This window comes from Sedimentitalea sp. XS_ASV28 (assembly GCF_041224545.1).
GTDB lineage: Bacteria > Pseudomonadota > Alphaproteobacteria > Rhodobacterales > Rhodobacteraceae > Sedimentitalea.
The window spans coordinates 1-18,209 of sequence record NZ_JBGFGP010000096.1; the positions used below are offsets into that span (position 1 = coordinate 1).

The window sequence follows — 18,209 nt, forward strand, 5'->3', positions numbered from 1 at the left end:
TCTTTTTCTGCCGCCATACAGCCCCGATCTGAACCCCGTCGAAATGGTATTTTCCAAGCTGAAGGCGCATCTGCGGCGGATCGGTGCCCGAACCATCCACAATCTATGGCAAGCCGTCGGTGAAATCCGCGATCTCTTCGAGCCCGACGATTGCTGGAATTTCTTCAACGCGGCAGGGTATGATGACGATTAAATGAAAAATGCTGTATATCGACAGGTTCGAGGAAGCGGTGCCATTGCAATGACCAGACCCTTTGCAGACCCCCGGATCGCGGCGATCTATGACGGGTACGATCCCTCGGCACGACCGGGCCTCCTGGCGCTGCGCGAGTTGATCCTTGATACCGCCGCCTCTGACGATCGGGTGGGCAAAGTCGAGGAGGCGCTTCGCTGGGGCCAGCCTGCCTACCTGACGCCGATCACAAAATCCGGAACGACGCTGCGGGTGGCACCACACAAATCCGCACCGATTGCGTTGTTCGTGCATTGTCAGACATCGCTGATTTCGGACTATTCCGCAGAGTTTCCCGCGCGGGACAGGCTGGACGGCACCCGCGCGATCCTGTTTGACGATGTGTCCGAGATCAACCCGATGCGCCACGGATGGTTGATCAGCCGGGCGCTCACCTATCACCTCTGACGTCGCTTGCGGGCCACCTTGCGCTTGATTTTATCCGACTTGCGCTTGCCGCGCGCGGCATTGCGGCGCGGGTTGCGACCTGCAGGATCCTGCCCGCCACGCGGCAAGGCCTTGTCGTCGACGGTCAGCAACTCGAGCTCCAACCCGCCGGTAACCGGTGTGGCCTGGGTCAACCGTACGGTGACCCGCTGCCCGATCCCGATGGTAAATCCGGTATCCGCTCCCATCAGCGTGCCGGCGTCGCGATCAAAATGAAAGAACTCGCGCCCCAGCGAGCGCACCGGGATCAAACCGTCCGCGCCGGTTTCGTCCAGCTTGACGAAGGCTCCGAACCTGGCGATACCGCTGATCCGGCCGCCAAACTCGCTACCGACCCGTTCGGACAGATAGGCGGCAAGATAACGGTCGGTGGTTTCGCGTTCCGCCATCATCGAGCGCCGTTCGGTATCCGAGATATGCGTCGCGGTCTGCTCCAGCCGCTCGATGTCCTGCGGTGACAAACCGTCCTTGCCCCATCCATGCGCCGAAATCAGCGCCCGATGCACGATCAGGTCGGCATAGCGACGGATCGGCGAGGTGAAATGCGCGTAGTGTTTCAGGGCAAGGCCGAAATGACCGAAATTCTGAGGTGAATAATAGGCCTGGGTCATCGCGCGCAGGGTCGACATGTTGATCAACTCGTCATTGTCGCTGTCTTCGGCGGCGCGCAAAAGCTGGTTCAGGTGGCGGGTCTGCAACACCTGACCCTTGGCAAGGTTGTAACCGGCAGACTGTGCCACCTCGCGCAGGGCATCAAGTTTTTCGGGCGCGGGTTCCTCGTGCACCCGGAACAGCAAGGGCGAGCGTTTCGCGATCAGCGTTTCCGCCGCCGCCACGTTGGCCAGCACCATGAATTCCTCGATCAGCCGGTGCGCATCCAGCCGCTCGCGAAAGTTGACCGATGCGACCTTGCCGTCATCGTCCAGGACGATCTTGCGTTCGGGCAGGTCGAGATCGAGCGGTTGCCGGTCCTCGCGGGCCCTGAGCAGCGCCCGATAGGCGGCGTAGAGCGGCCTCAGAACCGGCTCGAGCAGCGGCGCGGTGCGCTCATTGGGCGCGCCGTCAACCGCCTCTTGCACCTCGGTATAGTTCAGCGACGCGGCAGATCGCATCAGCCCCCGCACGAAGCGATGGTCAAGCTTGTTTCCATCCTTGTCGAGCCGCATCCGGACGGCGACGCAGGCGCGCGGCACCCCCTCGTGCAGCGAACACAGATCGCCCGACAGACGATCGGGCAACATCGGCACCACCCGATCCGGGAAGTAGCTCGAATTGCCGCGCTTGCGCGCCTCGTTGTCCAGCGCGCTGTCAGGGCGCACATAGGCGGCGACATCGGCAATCGCGACCCAGATGACATGCCCCCCGGGGTTACCGGGATCGTCATCCGCATGGGCATGGCAGGCATCGTCGTGATCGCGCGCATCCGCCGGATCGATAGTGATCAGCGGCATGTCACGCAAATCTTCCCGCTGCGAGAGGCCCAGCGGCTTCTTGCTGTCCGCCTCGGCGATCACCGCATCCGGAAAATCGTCAGGTATGCCGTGCTGATGAATGGCGATCAGCGACACGGCGCGCGGCGACGACGGGTCCCCCAGCCGCGCGACGATGCGGGCACGCGGCAACCCCATGCGCGACTTCGGCCCGGCCTGTTCCGCCTCGACCAGTTCTCCGTCCCGCGCGCCAAGGCGGTTGGCCTCGGGCACCGTCCATTCGGCGCTCTGGGCCTTGTCGACCGGCACGATACGCCCCCCTTCGGCCCCTTTCCGGAACACGCCCAGAATGCGTTTCGGATTGGTGCCGATCCGGCGGATCAAGCGCGCCTCGTAATTGTGGCTGCCCTCGGTGACGACCGTGAGCCGTGCAAGGATGCGGTCCCCCTCGCCAAGCGCCGGATCGCTGGCGCGCGGAATCACCAGAACGACCGGTTCGACCCCTTCGCCATGCCATTCCAGCGGTTGCGCGAACAGATCGCCATCCGCATCCGGCGCCTTGACCTGCAACACGCTGACCGGCGGCAGCCGGTCGGGATCGCCGTAAGAGCGCTTGCGCCGCTCAAGATGCCCCTCGGCCTCGAGTTCCCTGAGAATACGTTTCAGATCGATCCGGTCGGATCCCTTGATGCCAAAAGCCTTGGCAATATCCCGCTTCGAACTCTGGGTCGGGTTGGCGGAAATCCAGTCGAGGATCTCTGGCTTGCTTGGAATGCGCGTCATGCTCTCGCCCTAGCACGCCCGAAGGATGCCGTCACCGGAAAAGACGTTGCTATCCCGAACGCTGGCGCAGGTCGGCGGCCGTATCCACATCCCGGAGACTCTGGATTTGCGCGACCTTCAGGTTGCCCAGGGTTGCGAGGCTGTCCGCCAGCGCGTGTTCACTCGACCAGCGGACACCCTTGAACAGACCTCGAGGTGCGCGCCGGGGATGCTTCAGCCCCACCAGCCAGAACCCACCATCCGGTGCCGGCCCGAATACCGCGTCGTGATTGCCAAGCGTGTGAAATGCCGCCGCGATCTGGATCTTGCCAAGGTCGGGAATATCGGCGCCGACGACACAGACCGGACCGGGTGCAAGACGATACATCGCCCGCGCCATCCGCGCCCCGAGATCACCGGAGCCCTGCGCAATCCGGGGCAGATCGGCTGGCCAGACGCGGCTTTGCAACCCTGCGCGATCTGGAGCCACGGCAAGCACGAGATCCCATCGCGGATCGCGAATACGGCGCAACAGGGACAGCGCCTGCAAACGGAACCACCGGGCGGCCGGGCACATGCCGATATCGCGCCCGAGCCGTGTCTTGACCCGTCCGGGCCGCGGCTCTTTCACCATGACGACGACAGTCTCGCGCATGTCTTTTCAGCCGAAATAGTCCTGTAGAATACGGGCGTAAATGCGTTTGAGTTGATGGATCTGCGCCACCTCCACCCGCTCGTCGATCTGATGCATGGTCTGCCCCACCAGCCCGCATTCGACCACCGGGCAGTGATCCTTGATGAACCGGGCGTCCGACGTGCCTCCCGTGGTCGAGAGCACCGGACGTACGCCGGTTTCCGCCTCGACCGCGTGTGACACCATATCCGACAGGGCACCGGGCGGGGTCAGGAAGCTTTCGCCCGAAACTTTTATCCGCATGTCGATGGTCATGCCGAATTCGGCCGCGACCGCATCGACTTCAGATTGCAGCCAGTCGGTCAGCGACGCACCGCTATGGCTGTCGTTGAAGCGGATGTTGACCGTCGCGCGGCATTCGGCAGGGATCACGTTCGTGGCCGGGTTCCCGGTGTCGATCGTAACCACCGCAAGGGTCGACGGGTCGAAATGATCGGTGCCCTTGTCCAACTCGTGGCTGGCCAGGCGATCCATCAACCGGGCCATCGCGGGCAGCGGATTTTTCGCGCGATGCGGGTAGGCCGAATGGCCCTGAATCCCGGTCACGTTGATCCACGCGCTCATCGAGCCGCGCCGCCCGATCTTGATCATCTCACCCATCTTTTCCGGGCAGGTCGGCTCGCCCACGATACAGGCGCTCATCTGTTCGCCAGCCTGCGTCATGTAGTCGAGCAATGCCGTGGTGCCGTCGAGCGCGTCGCCCTCTTCATCCCCGGTGATCGCGATCAGGATTGCCCCGTCCGGCGGCGTGTCGCGCACAAGGTCGATGGCGGCAGCGACAAAGGCGGCAACACCGGATTTCATATCGGTTGCCCCCCGCCCATACATTACCCCATCTTTCACCTCGGCTCCGAAAGGCGGCATCGTCCATGCAGAGACATCGCCCAATGGCACCACATCCGTATGACCGTTGAACCCAAAGCTGCGCGGATGCCCACGAGCGCCCCATCGTGCAAAGAGGTTGCTGATCCCGCCCCGATCCACGCGGACGCAGTGAAACCCCGCTGCACTCAGCTCCTCCTCCAGCAGGACCAGGGCGCCGCCTTCCTGCGGCGTAATCGAAGGACAACGGATCAGGCGGGCGGTCAGGTCGGCGGCATCGGTGTGAGTCATCATGGCAATCCTTGTCCGGTGAAGGGCGAAGTCGGCTCACACATGAAAGCAATTGGCGCAAATTCCAACCCCCGCCGCAAAACCGACCCGGTTTCCCGTTCTGTTCATCCCGGTGAGATTGCTATGGGAAATCCGGGCACACCTGTTAAAATCCGCGATGTGACCAAGGTGCCGGGGACAGCGGAGTGACGGTTTTCTTTTTCTTTGCGACCATCCTGCTGGTGTCGATCATCAGCGCCATCGTCGCCGCCGGGGTGGCCGCACAACCGCCTTTGCTGTCGCTGATGGGTCCGTTTTCGGCCGGCTTTCTGGGCTTGGCGATCTGTGCGCTGCTGGCGACGGGTCTGCTGTTCATGCTCGATCCCGATCCGGTGACCGGGCTTGACGCCCCCCTGCCCCGTTTGATGCGAACGCTGCCCATCACGGGTCTTGCGGCAGTGTTGTGGCTGCCTGTCTTCCTGTCGCTCTTCGGGCGCCTGCGCCGCGTGAGGGCCGCGGAATGAAGCGGCTCATCGAACGCGGTCTGATGTTCGGGAATCTCGTCCACGTGGCCACGCCCGCACTGGTTGAACGCTATGACCGGGCGCTTGTCCACCTGACCGGTAAACACACCGCACTCACCGATTTTCATATCGACATCTCGGGATACTCGCCCGAGATCGGTGACGAACTGGGCGATCATCTCTATCTCAACCAGCATGGCGTCAACCGGCAGTTCATCCTGCTGACCATCGAACAGAAGCGCGCGCCGCTGTTGAATGCGACCTTTTCCACCAGCCACGACATTCTGCGCCGTTTCATCGACGCGAACGAGGCCGCGCTCTTTGCGCTGACAGCGGTGGATGCGGTCGCCGGGGAACTCTTGAATTCGGTGATCCAGATACGCGAACCGCAACAATTGTTCGACATTCGCACCATCAGGATCGAGGCCGACACCACGGCAGGCACGCTTCGGCACGCGAACGAACTCACACGGCTCATCGACCGGTTCCGCGAGGAAGAGGATGCGTGGTTCGATGATGTTCTGATCGCGGACATGATCACCCTCGCGGAGAAATCCGGAGACATCACGCGCAATCCGGTCAAGCTGAGAGAAACCGAGTTCGAACAACGGAATTTCTGGACCAGCCATTTCGGTGGTCTCTACGTCTTTCAGTCGGTCGAACATCCGGCGGTGATCGCGGCGACGGACAAGGCAGCTTTGGGCGAGTTGCCGATCAAATACGTGTTCGATTTCCAGGATCGCAACCGCATCGCCAAATTCCTCGCCTATAACGATCTGGTCGAACCGATCATCAAGGCCCCGGGTCTGGATACGGCGGCGATCCTTCGGCAAAAGATGGATTTCATCGTGATCGACGCCGCCAGCGAAGGCGGCATGGACCTGACCGGCCTCTCGCGCGCCGATCTCCGCAGGTTGGCGCGGCAACACCACGGTCGCCTGCCGCCGGAATATGACGGTTTGGCCGCCCTGTTGAACTGGGCCGAAAACGGCGGGCCCTGGCCGCGTATCGCATCGGATCATCCGGCCTATTTCTATACCCTGCGCGCCGCGAATACACCCGACCGGGATCTCGTGAACCGGATGCTGGCGGAACTCACTCCGCTTGACATCCGCCAGTTGTTCATCTGCAACAAACCGATATTCTATCTGCGCTACAAAAGCTGGTCCGACACGAAAAAGAACTATGTCGCGGATTTCCTGAGCCGGGAATACCAGGTCGACAAGGCCGGCGCCCGCGCGGCGCTGTTCGGGCACGAGGCGGACATGACCGGAGAACCGCCCCGCGACCCGGCGGACGACCTGATCCGCAAGGTCGGCCCCTGGGGCGCGGTGAGGCGGGTCTGACATGTTGGGATTGCTGCGCCTCGTCGTCATTCTGCTGGTCGCGCAGACAATCGTCTATGTAGGGCTATCGCTCTACTCGCGAAGTGTCCGCCGGCAAAAGCTCATCGACCGATGGTCAGAAATGGAGTTTCCGGTCGATAAGGAAACATTTGTACAGCGCGGGCTGACGCGGTATGACAACTCACTCCGCCGAAAGCTGATCCTGGGTGTTTACATTCTGCCCTGGATCGCCATCTCGGTGCTGATCTATGTCGTGAATTTCAAGTGAGGACGTGACAGATGACCTATATCAAGTGGGCGTTCATAGTGACCTTCTGGCTGCTGCTGGGCGCTTTGCTGCACTACTCGCTGCCTCAATATGACATTGTACGCATCGTCAACACCTATGAAGAGCGTCAGGATCTCACCGATTGGACCCGTATTTTCTGGGCAAGCCCGGACGATCAGTCGGCCAACCTGGCCGGACGGGACGTTCAGTTCATTCAGGGCGTGCGCGCAAATGGCAAACCCATCGTCTATCGCAACGAGGATACAGGGTGGGGCTGGCCGTTCTATTTCAAATTCGACACTGCGAATCTCTATACCGAGGCCAACGACGCCATTTCGACCAAGGAAAACCCGGAATGGGTGGCGATCCTGCACTATGGCTGGCGCAACGAGTTCCTGTCGACCTTTCCCAACGCGATCTCGATCACACCGGTCGAGGGTCCGGATAGCCGTGTCATCAACTGGTTCAACATCATCTTCCTGATACTCGCTGCGGCGCTGTTCTGGGCCATATGGGTGCGCTGGCGCCGATTCCGCGAGGCCCGGATCGACCCGATGCTCGAAGACATTGGCGACAGCGTGGATGCGGCCGGCGACCGCATCAGCGAAAAGCGTAGCAATTTCCGGCGCTGGCTGAACAGCTGGCGGGCATGAACACGACTCCTTGGATGCCTGTCCAGAGGCATGGAGAGCAGAGCGGATTTGTTGCGCAAATTCGTCGCCATGCGTGCGTCCCCTATCTTGGGACGCACCTATCTCATGGTCTCTGTGACGGGTAAGCCACGAATGGTGTAGCGGCTCAGAGACCGGCGTAGAGCGGGAAGCGCGCACAGAGGTCGGCGACTCTGGCCTTGACCGCCGCTTCGGTTTCTCCGTTTCCTTCCGCGCCATTTGCAGCCAGCCCATCGACGGTTTCGACGATCATATCCGCAATCAGCCGAAACTCGGCCTCGGCAAAACCGCGTGTGGTTCCCGCCGGCGTCCCGAGCCGGATTCCCGATGTCACCGTCGGCTTTTCCGGGTCAAACGGAATCCCGTTCTTGTTGCAGGTGATATTGGCGCGGCCGAGCGCCTGTTCGGTCTCGTTGCCCTTCACACCCTTCGGGCGCAGATCGACCAGCATCACATGCGTGTCCGTGCCACCGGTGACGATGTCGAGTCCACCCTTCATCAGTTGATCGGCCAGCGCCACCGCGTTTGCCCGCACCTGCTTTTGATAGGTCTTGAATTCCGGACGCAGCGCCTCGCCGAAGGCGACCGCCTTGGCGGCGATGACGTGCATCAGGGGACCGCCCTGTATGCCCGGAAAGATTGCAGAATTGACCTTTTTCGCGATGTTTTCGTCATTGGTCAGGATCATGCCGCCGCGCGGACCGCGCAGTGTCTTGTGCGTCGTGGTGGTTGCGATATGGGCATGCGGAAATGGCGACGGATGCTCTCCCGCCGCGACCAGACCGGCGAAATGTGCCATGTCAACCATCAGGAACGCACCAACACCATCTGCGATCTCGCGGAAACGTGCAAAATCGATCTGGCGCGGGATCGCAGAACCACCCGCGATGATCAGCTTTGGCTTGTGTTCCCGTGCCAGCGCCTCGACCTGTTCGTAATCGATCAGGTTATCCTCTTTTCGCACACCATATTGCACGGCGTTGAACCATTTTCCCGACTGATTGGGGGCCGCGCCATGGGTCAGATGCCCGCCGCTGGCCAGGTTCATGCCCAGGATCGTATCGCCCGGAGCGATCAACGCCTGGAACGCCCCCTGGTTGGCCTGGCTGCCGGAATTCGGCTGGACATTGGCAAAGCCGCATCCGAACAACGCCTTGGCCCGGTCAATCGCCAGCGTCTCGGCAACGTCTACCCATTCACACCCGCCATAATATCGACGTCCCGGATAGCCCTCGGCGTATTTGTTGGTCATCACCGAACCCTGCGCCATGAGAACCGCGCGGCTGACGATATTTTCGCTGGCGATCAGTTCGATCTCGTCGCGTTGGCGACCAAGCTCTCCGGTGATTGCTGCAAACACTTCAGGATCGCCATTGGCAAGCGATGTCGTGAAAAAGTCGTTGGGTTTCTGCGGTGCATTCATGATGTGACTCCTTCGTTATTGATTTAGCCGGTCCAGCCGAGGCCGGTCGCAATGCAGTTCATCGACTGCAACAACGGCGTTGCATCCACGTCGCGCGGAGATTGCCGGGAACGTGACAACAAGTTGACCTGAAGCTCGTGTATCCGCCCGAGCTCACCCCGGACACGATCGAACCTGGCGCACATGTTGGGAAACCGCTTGCCGATATCGGACGACCCCGTCAGGGCGCGTAACTCGATACAGCTTTGATCATATGACCGGCGGATACGGTCAAAAATCGCGTTGCGTCCGGACGCATCCGACACCAGCGACGCATATCGCGCGGCAATGTCCATATCCGCGTGATAGAGCGATTTCTCGACCTCATCGACGATCAGCCGGAACAGACGGGAATGCCGGAACATCTCGGCCAGGAGCCGGTCTCCCTCGGACCCGCGTACCCGACGGAACGAGGCGAGCGCCGTGCCGAACCCGTACCACCCGGTAATCAGGTGCCGGTTCTGCGACCAGGCAAAGACCCACGGGATCGCGCGCAGGTCGTCCAACGTCTGTGCGCCAGACCGCCGTGCAGGCCGCGAGCCCATTTTCAGCATGGTCAGCTCTTCGACCGGGCTGGCCTGTTGAAAATAGTCAATGAACCCCGGCTGGCGCAAAAGCGTGCAATATGCGGTCTGTGAAATACCCGACAGCGCCTCGAGCGCATCATTGAATTCGGGGCGCGCCAGCTGCGGACCGGAATCCAGCGATTGCGCCAGGACCGACGACGCCAGCAGTTCGAGATTGCGCAGCGCGGTTCCGCGGTTGGCAAATTTCGAAGACACGACCTCGCCCTGTTCGGTGGTGCGCAACCGTCCGTTGATCGTATCACGTGGCTGTGCGGCGATGGCGCGTTCGGTGGGGGCGCCGCCCCGGCTGACCGATCCGCCACGCCCGTGAAAGAACTCGGGGCGCAGGCCATGTCCCGCCAGCGCACGCGCAATGTTGCGTTGCGCTTTTTCCAGCTCCCATGTGGAGCAGACAAATCCGCCGTCCTTGTTGCTGTCGGAATAGCCCAGCATGATCTCGACCAGATCGCCATCGGCCTTCAGGCTGCGCCGTGCCAGCGGCACTTTCAGCAGGTCGTCCAGTATCTGCGGTGCGGCGCGCAGGTCTTCGATGGTCTCAAACAGGGGTACGACGCGCAGATCCAGTTTTTCCGTCCCGAACCCGGCGTAGCGGGCCAGCAGGAACACCGCCAGCAGATCGTCGCAGGACCGTGTCATCGACAGGATAAACGGGCCAACTGCATGTCGGTCGGCACCGAGCCGGGCGTCTCTCATCAGAGCCAGAAGACGCAACAGTTCTTGCGTCTCGGCGGCGAGCGCCTTGCGATCCACCCAGGGCAAATCCGCGCTGCCCAGTTCCGCGCGCAGGCGTCGCGACCAGTCCGGTGTTCCATAATCGAACGCGCCGCCGGCGCATTGCCAGATATCGGCGAGCGCGCGCGTCGTCACCGTCGAGTTTTGCCGAATGTCCAGCGTGAAGGTCCGAAACCCGAAAACTTCCGCACGCCAGCGGATCGGTCGTATCAGCCGCGCCGCCAGCCGATCGGCATCCACCGCAACAAGCGCCGCTTCGACCCGCTTCAGATCGGAGATGAAATCCGCAACCTGGATGTAATGCAGGGCTTCGTCCTGATCCCGCGTAGCCGCTATGCGGTTGCCGATGGCGCTGATCGCCTGGCGAAACACCTCTCCGGGATTGGCATGCCGCGCGGCGCGGGCCGTCCTTCCCGAATTTATGACAGCATTCAGATCGTCCAGCGCGGCGTCCGGCACGGCCGCGATGGCTGCGCTGATACTGGCATGGCTGGCCGCGACGGTCAGATCCGCCTCGTACCGATCCAAAATCGTCGCGCGTGAGCGTGCAATCGCCCTCTCTGTAACGTCCGACGTGACATTCGGATTCCCGTCGCGGTCGCCGCCGATCCAGGAATGAAAGCGGATGCAGGGATGCGCCTTTGATGCACGGTCGAACCGCCCCGCAACCGCCGCCTGGAACCGGTCATAAAGCTGCGGCACAGCGTCGAACAGGCTGTCGCGAAAGAACTGAAGGCCCCATTCGATTTCGTCCTGCGGCGTCGGGCGTTCCAGCCGCAACTCTCCGGTCAGCCACAGAAGGTCGATTTCGCTCTCGATATCGGCCATGACCTCGGCCCGTTCCCGCGGTGTCCACCGCTGGGTCTCGAGCGCGACCAGCGAGCGATAGATACGGCGATGAATCTCCAGAACCGTGACCCGCTTGGCCTCGGTCGGGTGCGCGGTCAGGGTCGGCCCCACCGACAAGGTGCGCGTGGCAGCTGCGAATTCGTCCTCCGACACGTCGGGAAACTGTGATATGGCGCGGGCGAAACTGCCCTCGACCGCATCTGGCCCCTCGCGTGTTTCGGTCCGCCGCCGCAGCCGCATGTCGGCGTTTTCCTCGACGATCTTCAAGAGATGAAACCAGATGTTCAGCGCCTGAAGAAACGGCACCGGGTCGGCATCGCCGGGCAACGGACCGTCACCGCTTTCAAGGACCGGCAATACCTGCGGCGCACGATGGGCGATGACCTTGCGCCACAACTCATGGAGGTCGGCGCGCAGCCCATCGGCATAATCAACCCGTGTGTCAGCGGCGCTCTCGGGTGCGAGCGTCGCGCCGGTCGCGTTCAATTGACACGGTCGCGCGGCGCGCGGCCCTCAAAGAAGTCACGCAGATTGTCGAGCACGCGAAAGCCCATCGCCTCGCGGGATTCACGCGTCGCGCTGCCCAGATGCGGCAGCATGACAAGGTTGTCACAATCCTGCAACAGGGGATTGATCCGCGGCTCACCGTCGAACACATCGAGTGCCGCGCCGCCAATGGTCTCGAACCACAACGCCTGGCTGAGCGCGCGCTCGTCAATCACTTCACCCCGCGCGGTGTTGATCAGAAACGCGCCGGGGCGCATCAGGTTCAGCCGCGCGGTATTGATCAGGTGGCGGTTCTCGGCACCACCCGGGCAATGCAACGATACGAAATCGCATTCGGGCAGCAGATCCTCGATGCTGTCGACCTGGATGGCGTTGCATTCGGCCAGTGTCTCGGGAGCGACCTTGCTGCGATTCTGGACGATGATCTTCATGCCAAAGCCATGATGGGCGCGGCGCGCCATCTGCTGGCCGATGCGTCCATAGCCGATGATGCCCAGCGTCTTGCCCGATACCTTGGTCCCGATCAGATGCGTTGGCCGCCATCCGGTCCACTGGCCATCGCGAACCTCGCGCTCGCCTTCGCCAGCGCGACGCGCCACCATCAGCAGCAAGGTCATCGCCAGGTCGGCGGTGCATTCGCTGAGCACGTCCGGTGTATTCGTAACACAGATGCCATGATCGGACACCCGCGCCATATCTATATGGCTGAACCCGACCCCGTAGTTGGCGAGGATCTTGGTCTGCGGGCGCGTGATCTCCAGCGCCGGAGCGCCGATCTTGTCGGTCACGGTCGGCAGCACAGCATCATAGGACGAGAGTGCGGCCTTGAAATCCTCGGAGGTCATCGGCGTGTCGGAATGATTGAGAACCGTGTCGAAATGCTCGCTCAGTTTCGCCTCGACCGCTTCGGGCCAGCGGCGGGTAACAAGAACCTTTGGCTTTTTCATCCGGCACCCCTCCTATTGCATCACGCGCGCGATGGTTTCGCCGATCACTGCCGGGTTTTCCGCAACGGTCACGCCCGCAGATGACAGAATCTCGACCTTTTCGCTGGCGCTCTCGCCAAAGGCCGAAATGATCGCACCGGCATGACCCATCGTGCGCCCCTTTGGCGCGGTCAGACCGGCCACATAAGCAACCACCGGCTTACTGATGTGATCGCGGATATATTCCGCCGCTTCGGCCTCCTGCGGGCCGCCGATCTCGCCGATCATGCAGATCAGGTCGGTTTCGTCATCGGCTTCGAACCGCTCGAGAATATCGCGGAAAGAAGAACCGTTGATCGGATCGCCCCCGATCCCGACGCTGGTCGAAACGCCAATGCCGTGTTCCTTGAGCTGCGCCGCCGCTTCGTAGCCGAGCGTACCGGAACGTCCGACGATGCCGACGTTGCCCTGCAGATAGATATGTCCGGGCATGATACCGAGCAGAGCCTTGCCCGGGCTGATGGTGCCGGCACAGTTGGGTCCGGTCAGCACCATCCGCCGCTCCTTTGGATACCGGTACATGTACCGCTTCACGCGGATCATGTCCTGCGCCGGAATGCCGTCGGTGATACAGACACAATAGCGGATGCCCGCATCCGCAGCCTCCATGATGCTGTCCGCTGCGAATGGCGGCGGCACAAAGACCAGCGTTGCCTCGGCTCCGGTTTCGGCCACCGCATCCTTGACGGTATCGAATACCGGCAATCCTTCGACGGTTTCACCGCCCTTGCCGGGAACGACACCGCCGACAACGTTGGTACCGTATTCAATCATGTCGCGGGTGTGAAACCGGGCCATCTTGCCGGTGATGCCCTGTACGATCACCCTTGTATCGCGATCCAGAAAAATACTCATCAGCTAGCCCTCACCTTGGTGGATTGGTTGAGATCGCTCTGCCATGCGCCAACGGCACGTTCGGCGGCCTCGTTCAGAGTTGTCGCGCGGATCAGCGGCAGGCCGCTCTGCGCCAGAATTTTCTGACCCTCGGATACGTTGGTGCCCGCAAGCCGCACGATCACCGGCACGTCAACCTGCACCTCACGCAGCGCCTGAACCACGCCCTCGGCAACCCAGTCGCACCGGTTGATACCGGCAAAGATATTGACCAGCACCGCCTGGACGTTCTTGTCCGACATCACCAGCCGAAACGCCTTGGCGACCCGTTCCGGGGTTGCGCCGCCGCCAATATCAAGAAAGTTCGCGGGTTCCCCGCCGGCCAGCTTGATGGTGTCCATCGTCGCCATCGCCAGCCCGGCACCGTTGACGATGCAACCGATATTACCGTCCAGTCCGACATATGACAGGCCCCGGTCGGCGGCGCGCGCCTCGCGCGGGTCTTCCTGGCTCTTGTCGCGCAGTTCGGAAATCTGCGGGTGACGGAACAGGGCGTTGTCATCGAATGTCATCTTCGCGTCCAGCGCGAGGATCCGATTGTCCCCGGTGATCACCAGCGGGTTGATCTCGACCATCGTGGCATCGAGTTCCGTAAAGGCGCGATAGCACCCTTGCAGCGTCCGCACCAGATGCTGCACCAGCCCCGCTTCTATTCCAAGCTTGAACGCGATTTCGCGGCACTGGAATTCCTGCAGCCCGACGGCGGGCTCGACGGTGGCACGCACGATCGTTTCCGGCCGCGTGGCGGAAATATCCTCGATTTCCATGCCGCCTTCGCCGCTGGCCACGATCATGATCCGCTGGCTCGAACGGTCGAGCACGAAACCGAGATAAATCTCGCGATCAATCGGTACCGCAGCCTCGACATAGACCCGGTAAATGCCCTTGCCTTCCGGGCCAGTCTGATGCGTGACCAGTTTCTTGCCGAACATCTCTTCGGTGCATTCCTGGATCTCGACATCGCTTTCACACACCTTGACGCCGCCGGCCTTGCCACGCCCACCGGCGTGGACCTGTGCCTTTACGACCCAACGTTCACCGCCCATTTCACGGGCGCGATAGGCGGCCTGTTCCGGGCTGTATGCCAGCGCACCCTGCGGAATCGCGACGCCGAAGTTGCTGAGAACTTCCTTGGCCTGGTATTCGTGAATATCCATCTTCGAGCTCCTCCTCTCAAAGCGCTAACTATTCGGCGGCGATCGCCGTATCGAAATGACGGGTCAGTTGGTCCTGGATCGCCGGAATATCGACATCTGCCCCCATCTCCTGCATCGCACGGGCAAAGCGCGTGACGATCTCGGTGATCGCTTCCTGCGTCAGCAGATTCAGGATGCCGATGCGCACCTGCACCGGTTCGGAGAGTGTCGGCCAGATCCCGAAACCCTGTGACCGGCAGGACTGCACCAGTTCCATCTCGCGTCCGGCAAGGCTGTCGGGCAGGTTCAGGACGACAAGCGACGTCATGTTCGAGGTGACTTTGCAGCCCATGGCCTTGACCGCTTCGCGCAGCGCCGTCTCGTGGAAGGCATAGTCGCGCGCCCGCTGGCGGACGCCATGTTGCAAGGTGATCCGCAGCGCTTCGTGAAAGGCCGACACCGCATAGGGGCTGTGCGTGCGGTGATAGGTGCCCTTGTCCACGTCCTGCCCGTCGACAATGCCCCAATGGCGCGCCTCGAGGATCGGATTGTGCACGAAGGTGCGGCAGCCGGTCTTGCGCAGTTCCTCGACGTAACGGTCGGTAAAGGACACCGGCGCATAGGTCAGCGGCAGACAGCAAATGCCCTTTTGCGGACAGGACGCCCAGCCCGCGACACCCGGGAAATCGTCGATCCGGAAGTCTTCGACCCCAAGGGAGGACACTGCATCGACCAGCCCCATCACACCGTGCCGCTCGCAGGCGTCCGAGAACCCGCGGATGTCATTCACGCGGCCTGATCCCGTTTCCCAATGGGCCATGACCGCCCATTTCGGTTTATGTTCGCTCAGCGCCGCCTCGACGATTTCACCGCTGACCGACTGCCCATGAGGCACATCGATGAGCGTGACCGAGGCCGCATCCGGATCAAGCGGGTTGGCCCGCAGTTCATCCGCCGTGGCCGCCTTCATCCGAACCGTCAGCCCGTCGATGCCCGAGAAAGTGCCATTGGCAAACACCACGACCTTATCGCCCGGCATCACGGCGCTGAACATCATGTCCAGCCCGCTCCAGCCGGTCCCTGCGACGCCGAAGGTGTGAACATTGCTCGTGCCCATCACTTCGCGCAGCATCAACTTGCATTCGATCATGCCCCGCAGGACATCTGGCTGCATGTGGTCGGCAGTGCCTGCGCTGGCAAATCGCTCCAGAACCCGCGGGTCGGTATTGCCGGGGCCGGGACCGGCAGCAAGCGTGTGGGGAATTTCCAATGGCGCAAAAATCATGTTGTTCATGACGGCGGCCTCCTCTCGGTCATCATTGCTCAGCCTCAACAAACACCCGCTCGACTTTTACGACAACGTAAGATACTCCTGCCTTTGGGTATCTTTATGGGTGGTAAATTACCTACCCATTTAGGCAAATATGCCATGGTATACCGAAAATTTACCCATACTTTTGGGTAGTAAATTCGAGGAAAGGCTTAAATTGCAATCAGTTGACAAAAATGCCTCGCCAATCTCGGTCATGCTGGCTGACAGCAATTCGCTGGTTCTTTCCGCCATGTCCGAGTTTTTTGACCGCGATCCCCGATTCTCGCTGGTTGCGACCAGCGCCACCGCCGAGGGGTTTCTCGGAACGGTCATGCGGGTTCCCGTGCAGGTCGGGGTGATCGACTGGAACCTGCCGGTCCTGGGCGGTGCAAAGCTGATCGAGGTTCTGCGCGACCAGGAACAGGCGCCCCGGCTGGTGGTCTATGCCGACCAGAGCAGCGATGCGCACCGCTCGGCGATGGCCGCTGGTGCCGCCGGTTTCGTCGATCGCGCCGGCACGGTCACCGCGCTGCTGGATACCTGCGCAGAGGTTGCCGCCGGCAAGATGGTGTTCCCGTTTCTCGACGTCCGGGAGTTGCAAAAAGATCCGATCCACAGCCTGTCCCGACGCGAGCGCGCGATGCTCGAAGCGCTGTCCACCGGACTGACAAATCGCGAGCTCTCCAAGACGCTCGGAATCTCGACCAACACGGTCAAGTTTCACCTGTCCAACCTGTACGAAAAACTCTCGGTCAAGAACCGCGCCCAGGCCATCGCGTTCTACTATTCGAATCGGCCGTCCGGACCCGGCCCGGGCGAAACCGAAGGTTGAGATCCAGTCCAGCAGACTAGTCTAAAAGTATGAGTTGACAGAAATCGATTCTCTGTTCCTGCATTGGGCGCGTTGAACGCATTTCCCAACAGGAGCATCTTCCCCATGAGCTTTCACCCGATCGAGCAGGCCCCCGGACGGCTGAATCGCAGCGAACTCGCAGTTCCCGGCAGCCAGCCACAAATGTTTGAAAAAGCGGCTGAATCTGACGTAGACGTTATCTTTCTCGACCTCGAAGACGCGGTCGCGCCGGACGAGAAATCACAAGCGCGAAAGAACATCATCAAGGCCCTCAACGAGATCGACTGGGGCAACAAATCGATGTCGATTCGAATCAACGGCCTCGACACGCATTACATGTATCGCGACGTTGTCGACATCGTCGAACAGGCCGGAGAGCGCCTGGATCTGATCATGATTCCCAAAGTTGGAACCGCGGCTGACGTCTATGCGGTGGACATGATGGTGACCCAGATCGAGGACGCGAAAGGGTTCAAGAAACGGATCGGATTCGAGCACATCATCGAGACCGCTCTGGGCATGCAGAACGTGCACGAAATTGCCGCCGCATCCCGGCGAAACGAGAGCCTGCATTTCGGGGTCGCCGACTATGCCGCGAGTACCCGCGCGCGGACCACCGTGATCGGCGGCGTCAACGAGAATTATGCGGTGCTGACCGACCCGGATTCCGAAGGTAATCGGGCGACGCACTGGGGCGACATGTGGCATTATGCGATCTCGCGCATGGTGGTCGCCGCGCGCGCCAACGGACTGCGGCCGATCGACGGACCCTTCGGCGATTTTTCCGATCCCGAAGGCTACAAGGCAGCGGCGTATCGCGCGGCGGTGATCGGCTGCGAAGGCAAGTGGGCCATCCACCCGAGCCAGATCGCTCTGGCCAACGACGTGATGAGCCCATCGCCCGAGGAAATCGACCGCGCCGAGCGCATTCTCAAGGCGATGGCCGAAGCCGAAGCGGCCGGCAAGGGGGCCGTTTCCCTTGACGGGCGGCTGATCGACTACGCCTCGATCCGTCAGGCAGAGGTGCTGGTCGAAAAGGCCCGGCAGATCGCGGGCGATTGATTCGGTTGCGGCGTGTTCGGCGCGATGCCGGTGGTCCAATGGCCATCGGCATGCGACGCCCGCATCGTAAAATGATTACAAAGGCTTCCGGAGCTCCGACTTGGCGATCCGGCGGTCCGTGGCGACCGATACGCCACCGGCGACGCGCCCGCAACAGGGCGTGTCGATACCTGAACCTCCAACACCTGACCGCCCGGGAGCGGCGACGAACGGAGAGACGAGATGGCCTACAAGAGTGATATTGAGATAGCGCGTGAAGCGGAGAAGGCGCCGATCCAGGAGATTGGTGCGAAGCTCGGGATTTCGAGCGATGACCTTGTGCCGTACGGGCATGACAAGGCGAAGGTGAGCCAGGGGTTCATC

General features: G+C 61.6%; 18 protein-coding genes. 9 read left to right on the forward strand and 9 right to left on the reverse strand.

The window, feature by feature from the left end:
• Together AB9K34_RS05595 and AB9K34_RS05600 are read left to right on the forward strand one after the other, a co-directional pair.
• Nucleotides 1–193, forward strand: a 193-nt coding sequence (locus AB9K34_RS05595) for a transposase (protein WP_369953445.1), incomplete at its 5' end; no start/stop codon positions are given.
• Between the two features lie 48 nt (nt 194–241).
• Nucleotides 242–640, forward strand: coding sequence for a DUF1801 domain-containing protein (locus AB9K34_RS05600; protein WP_369953446.1), 399 nt, complete (start codon nt 242–244; stop codon nt 638–640).
• Here AB9K34_RS05600 and rnr read toward each other — a convergent pair.
• From rnr to dapE, 3 genes are read right to left on the reverse strand one after another with little or no spacing between them, the layout of a single operon-like run.
• A complete protein-coding gene (gene rnr, locus AB9K34_RS05605) occupies nt 631–2,892 on the reverse strand; it encodes a ribonuclease R (RefSeq protein WP_369953447.1) in 2,262 nt (753 codons plus the stop codon). The two genes, AB9K34_RS05600 and rnr, sit on opposite strands and share 10 nt — an antisense overlap.
• Nucleotides 2,893–2,941: 49 nt before the next feature.
• Nucleotides 2,942–3,526, reverse strand: a complete 585-nt coding sequence (locus AB9K34_RS05610; protein ID WP_369953448.1) for a TIGR04282 family arsenosugar biosynthesis glycosyltransferase — start codon at nt 3,524–3,526, stop codon at nt 2,942–2,944.
• 6 nt (nt 3,527–3,532) lie between these two features.
• Nucleotides 3,533–4,678 (reverse strand): succinyl-diaminopimelate desuccinylase, encoded by a 1,146-nt coding sequence (gene dapE / locus AB9K34_RS05615; RefSeq protein ID WP_369953449.1) that lies wholly within the window; start codon nt 4,676–4,678, stop codon nt 3,533–3,535.
• 185 nt (nt 4,679–4,863) lie between these two features.
• Between dapE and AB9K34_RS05620 the strand changes: the two genes are divergently transcribed.
• From AB9K34_RS05620 to AB9K34_RS05635, 4 genes are read left to right on the forward strand one after another with little or no spacing between them, the layout of a single operon-like run.
• A complete protein-coding gene (locus AB9K34_RS05620; protein ID WP_369953450.1) occupies nt 4,864–5,181 on the forward strand; it encodes a hypothetical protein in 318 nt (105 codons plus the stop codon).
• On the forward strand, nt 5,178–6,527 hold the full coding sequence (locus AB9K34_RS05625) for a DUF6638 family protein (protein WP_369953451.1): 1,350 nt from the start codon (nt 5,178–5,180) through the stop codon (nt 6,525–6,527). The genes AB9K34_RS05620 and AB9K34_RS05625 overlap by 4 nt, the downstream gene beginning before the upstream one ends.
• Before the next feature lies 1 nt (nt 6,528).
• Nucleotides 6,529–6,795 carry a hypothetical protein gene (locus tag AB9K34_RS05630; RefSeq protein ID WP_369953452.1) on the forward strand — a complete coding sequence of 89 codons (267 nt, stop codon included), beginning with the start codon at nt 6,529–6,531 and terminating at the stop codon, nt 6,793–6,795.
• An 11-nt stretch (nt 6,796–6,806) separates the two neighbouring features.
• A complete protein-coding gene (locus AB9K34_RS05635) occupies nt 6,807–7,448 on the forward strand; it encodes a DUF1523 family protein (RefSeq protein ID WP_369953453.1) in 642 nt (213 codons plus the stop codon).
• A 145-nt stretch (nt 7,449–7,593) separates the two neighbouring features.
• On the opposite strand, the gene glyA is transcribed toward AB9K34_RS05635, so the two are convergent.
• The 6 genes from glyA to AB9K34_RS05665 are packed head-to-tail and all read right to left on the reverse strand — an operon-like array spanning nt 7,594 to nt 15,913.
• The gene (gene glyA, locus AB9K34_RS05640) at nt 7,594–8,889 is read right to left on the reverse strand and encodes a serine hydroxymethyltransferase (protein WP_369953454.1); all 1,296 of its coding nucleotides are present in this window, start codon (nt 8,887–8,889) and stop codon (nt 7,594–7,596) included.
• 23 nt (nt 8,890–8,912) lie between these two features.
• Entirely contained in the window at nt 8,913–11,582 is a 2,670-nt protein-coding gene (locus AB9K34_RS05645) for a phosphoenolpyruvate carboxylase (RefSeq protein ID WP_369953455.1), read from the reverse strand.
• On the reverse strand, nt 11,579–12,550 hold the full coding sequence (locus AB9K34_RS05650; RefSeq protein ID WP_369953456.1) for a 2-hydroxyacid dehydrogenase: 972 nt from the start codon (nt 12,548–12,550) through the stop codon (nt 11,579–11,581). Before AB9K34_RS05650 ends, AB9K34_RS05645 begins: the two co-directional genes overlap by 4 nt.
• A gap of 12 nt (nt 12,551–12,562) precedes the next feature.
• The gene (sucD, locus tag AB9K34_RS05655) at nt 12,563–13,444 is read right to left on the reverse strand and encodes a succinate--CoA ligase subunit alpha (protein ID WP_369953457.1); all 882 of its coding nucleotides are present in this window, start codon (nt 13,442–13,444) and stop codon (nt 12,563–12,565) included.
• Complete coding sequence (locus AB9K34_RS05660; RefSeq protein ID WP_369953458.1) at nt 13,444–14,640, reverse strand: malate--CoA ligase subunit beta; 1,197 nt, start codon at nt 14,638–14,640, stop codon at nt 13,444–13,446. Before AB9K34_RS05660 ends, sucD begins: the two co-directional genes overlap by 1 nt.
• Before the next feature lie 28 nt (nt 14,641–14,668).
• Nucleotides 14,669–15,913: an aminotransferase gene (locus AB9K34_RS05665; RefSeq protein WP_369953459.1), complete on the reverse strand. Its 1,245-nt coding sequence runs from the start codon at nt 15,911–15,913 to the stop codon at nt 14,669–14,671.
• Nucleotides 15,914–16,145: 232 nt separating this feature from the next.
• Here AB9K34_RS05665 and AB9K34_RS05670 point away from each other — a divergent pair, with 232 nt between their 5' ends.
• The 3 genes from AB9K34_RS05670 to AB9K34_RS05680 form a co-directional block, all read left to right on the forward strand.
• Nucleotides 16,146–16,763, forward strand: a complete 618-nt coding sequence (locus tag AB9K34_RS05670) for a LuxR C-terminal-related transcriptional regulator (protein ID WP_369953461.1) — start codon at nt 16,146–16,148, stop codon at nt 16,761–16,763.
• Nucleotides 16,764–16,868: 105 nt separating this feature from the next.
• Nucleotides 16,869–17,846, forward strand: a complete 978-nt coding sequence (locus AB9K34_RS05675) for a CoA ester lyase (RefSeq protein WP_369953460.1) — start codon at nt 16,869–16,871, stop codon at nt 17,844–17,846.
• 222 nt (nt 17,847–18,068) lie between these two features.
• A partial coding sequence (locus AB9K34_RS05680; protein WP_369953462.1) for a formate--tetrahydrofolate ligase occupies nt 18,069–18,209 on the forward strand: 141 nt, incomplete at its 3' end.